The 3,170-nt window shown below is 71.9% G+C and carries 2 protein-coding genes and 1 pseudogene; all 3 read left to right on the forward strand.

The window, feature by feature from the left end:
• Positions 1 to 78 precede the first annotated feature (78 nt).
• Positions 79 to 699, forward strand: a pseudogene (locus AC08OQ_RS18705) (ABC transporter ATP-binding protein); the annotation flags it as partial.
• A 589-nt stretch (positions 700 to 1,288) separates the two neighbouring features.
• Entirely contained in the window at positions 1,289 to 2,110 is an 822-nt protein-coding gene (locus AC08OQ_RS18710; RefSeq protein WP_462189134.1) for an ABC transporter, read from the forward strand.
• A 155-nt stretch (positions 2,111 to 2,265) separates the two neighbouring features.
• Positions 2,266 to 3,168 carry a CD225/dispanin family protein gene (locus tag AC08OQ_RS18715; RefSeq protein WP_476612271.1) on the forward strand — a complete coding sequence of 301 codons (903 nt, stop codon included), beginning with the start codon at positions 2,266 to 2,268 and terminating at the stop codon, positions 3,166 to 3,168.
• Positions 3,169 to 3,170 lie beyond the last annotated feature (2 nt).

Here is a 3,170-nt window from a genome sequence, read left to right on the forward strand (position 1 = left end):
CTGCGCCACATTGCGTACGACGATGCCGCCGCTGGACGGACGACGTGAGGGGGCGGCCACACCAGTCTGATTCCCATGATGACAACCACTGGCGAGCGCAGTTCGCCATCACCCGGCACCACCCGGCCCGGCACCACCCGACCGGCACCTGAGACAGACCGGCCGGCCGCCGTCGACGTCCAGGGTCTGACCAAGCGGTACGGGCGCCGGACCGTCGTCACCGGTCTCGACCTCACGATTCCCGAGGGGGTCGTCGCCGGATTCGTCGGGCCCAACAGGGCCGGCAAGACGACGACCCTGCGCATGCTGCTCGGCCTGGTCCGCCCCAGCGGGGGCTCCGGGACCGTCCTCGGTCATCCCCTGGTGACACCGGCCCGCTACCTGCCACGGGTGGGCGCCCTGATCGAGAGCCCCGCGCTGTACCCGGCGCTGTCCGGTGCCCGCAACCTCGCCTCCCTCGCCGTGCTGGGCGGGCAGGACCCGACGCGGGTGGACGGGATCCTCGACGAGGTCGGACTCACCGGCCGCGGCGCGGACAAGGTACGGACGTACTCCCTCGGCATGAAGCAGCGCCTCGCCATCGGCGCCGCCCTGCTCAGCGATCCGGACCTGCTCATCCTCGACGAGCCGACGAACGGACTGGACCCGATCGGGATCCGGCAGATGCGTGAGCTCATCCGATCCATCGCCGCCGGGCCGGCCATCGCCGGGAGCCGGCGCACGGCGCGCACCGTCCTGATCTCGTCGCATCTACTCGCCGAGGTCGAGCAGATCTGCGACTGGCTGATCGTCGTGGAGGGCGGGCGGCTGGCCTACCAGGGGCCGACCGACCGGCTGATGGCAACCTCCACCTACGACATCGTCCTACGCCCCGAGCACGACGATGACGTCCCGCTGCTCGCCGATCTCCTCGCCGGCCTGGCGGTACCGGCGACGCGGCGGCCCCGGGATGTCGTCGTCAGCCTCGACGCGAACCCAGACGACGGACCCGACGGCCCCGACGGCCCCACCCGCCTGCTGGCCAGGATCAACCGGGCCGCGGCGGCCCGGGGCATCACCCTCGTCGAGATGTCTCCGCGCCGGCTCAGCTTGGAGGACCGCTACCAGGGTCTGGTCACCCAGGCCCGAACCCGGGCGGCGACATCACCGACACCAGCACCGACACCAGCACCGGCCGGCGTGCCGGCTCCCAGCGGCCCCCCACGGGCGGGACGACGACCAGATCCACGAGTCCGATCCGCGGGCTGTCCGCCGCTGCGGCGGCCCGTCATGACGAGGGGACACTGCGATGAGTCTCCTGGTAGCGGCCCGGCGGTCCTTCCACGCCGAGCCGATCAAGCTGTGGCGGCCGAGTACGGCGGTGGCCATGGGCATCCTCGCCCTGCTGAGCGTGCTGTCGACCGTGCTGCTCCTCGCACTGGCCGATCCGGGCGGCTCCCCGCCGGGCGGCAGCGGTGGGCCACCGAGCTTCGACGTCACGTTCACGCAGGTGTCCGCGGCGTCCGGGGTGGCACTCGGTTTCACCGGCGGGAGCACCTTCACCGGCCTGCTGGTCTTCCTCGTCTTCGCGATCAGCATCACCCTCGAGTACAGCCAGGGGACGCTGCGAACCCTGTTCCTACGGGAGCCCCGGCGGCTGGGTTGGCTCGCCGGACGCATGGCGGTCATGCTCGTCCTGGTGGCGGTGGCGCTCGTCGCCGCGCTGGTGGTCAGCATCGTCGTCGGGCTGGCCGTCGCCGGGATTCGGGACATTGACACGTCAGCGTGGTGGAGCGCCGACGCGCTCGGGGAGGCAGCGTCGAGCTACCTGAACGCGCTGGTGGCCGCCGTTTTCTTCGGACTCGCCGGGACCGTGCTCGGGCTGGTCCTGCGGTCGACGGCGCTCACCCTCGCCGTCGGGATCGCGTGGACGTTTCCGATCGAGCACATTGTCCAGGAGTCCTGGAGCGGAGCGGGCCGGGTCTTCCCTGGACTGGTCTTCGACGCGATCGGCCAGGGAGGTACCGCCGATGCCGGCTACGGGTCGGCGCTGCTGATCGGAGGTCTGTATGCCGCCGGTGCGGCGGTGATCGGGGCGGTGAGCCTGGCCCGCCGGGACGTCACGGCCTGACAGCACGAATCTGCCAAAGGCAGACGAATGGCGGACAGATGGCGGACGGATCGCCTATCATCACCGCTGATGGCGCCCGGCCGACGACGGGGAATGGCGGTTCGCATGGTGCCTTCCGATCGGAACCGCGGCGACGTCGTCAAGCGGATCGGACGTTGGCCCCGCTCAACCGGCTGGTTCGCGAACTCGGCGGCGCCGACGCCTACACCGTGCTCGGGGTGGCGCGCACCGCTGACCGGGCGGAGATCCGCCGGGCGTACCGGGCCCGTGTCCGGGCCCATCATCCGGACAATCCCGCCAGCCGGGACGCACAGTCCATGCGCACGATGCAGCTCCTCACCGTGTCCCACGAAATCCTCGACAAGTGGCGGGACGAGTACGACGCCCGCCTCACCGGGCCGCCCTCGTCCCCGGCACCGGGCGCGGGCGGCCCGGGGTCGACGAACCACACCGGTCGGACGAACACCGGCACCCGCACGAACGCCGGTTGCCGGACGGGCACCGGTGCCCGCTGGGCTCCCTGGACCGCGGCCGACACCGGCGGTCACTACTACTCGAGCGGCCATCACTACTCGACCGGCTACCCGCGGAGTCGACACAACGACACCGGCCCCCACCCCCATCCGGGCTGGCCCGGAACACAGGCCCACCGACCCGCCGAACCCCACCAGGCGGTCCGGCGGCACACGCGGACACCGCGGCATGCACAGGCACCGCGACACGCACAGGCACCGCGGTCCACGCAGACACCACGGCACGCGCGGACGCGGCAGAGGTCGGGGGCGCGGCGGGGGCCAGGTTCCGAGGCGACGCCGAAGGTCGGCAACTACCTGGCTCTCGCGATCCTGACGACATTCCTGTGCGCGCCGCTCGGCGTGATGGGGATCATCAACTCCTCGCGCGCGTCACATCGGCTCCTTGCCCACGACGTCGCCGGGGCGCGCCGGGCATCGCGTCGCAGCCTGGCCTGGTGCCTGGCCGGACTCGTGTTCGGCCTCCTCTTCCTCGCGTCTCTCTCGGTAATGGCGGGGCTCGGCGACGGGAGCCCCCTCGGCTGACG

It is taken from the genome of Frankia sp. CcCS3 (genome assembly GCF_977927575.1).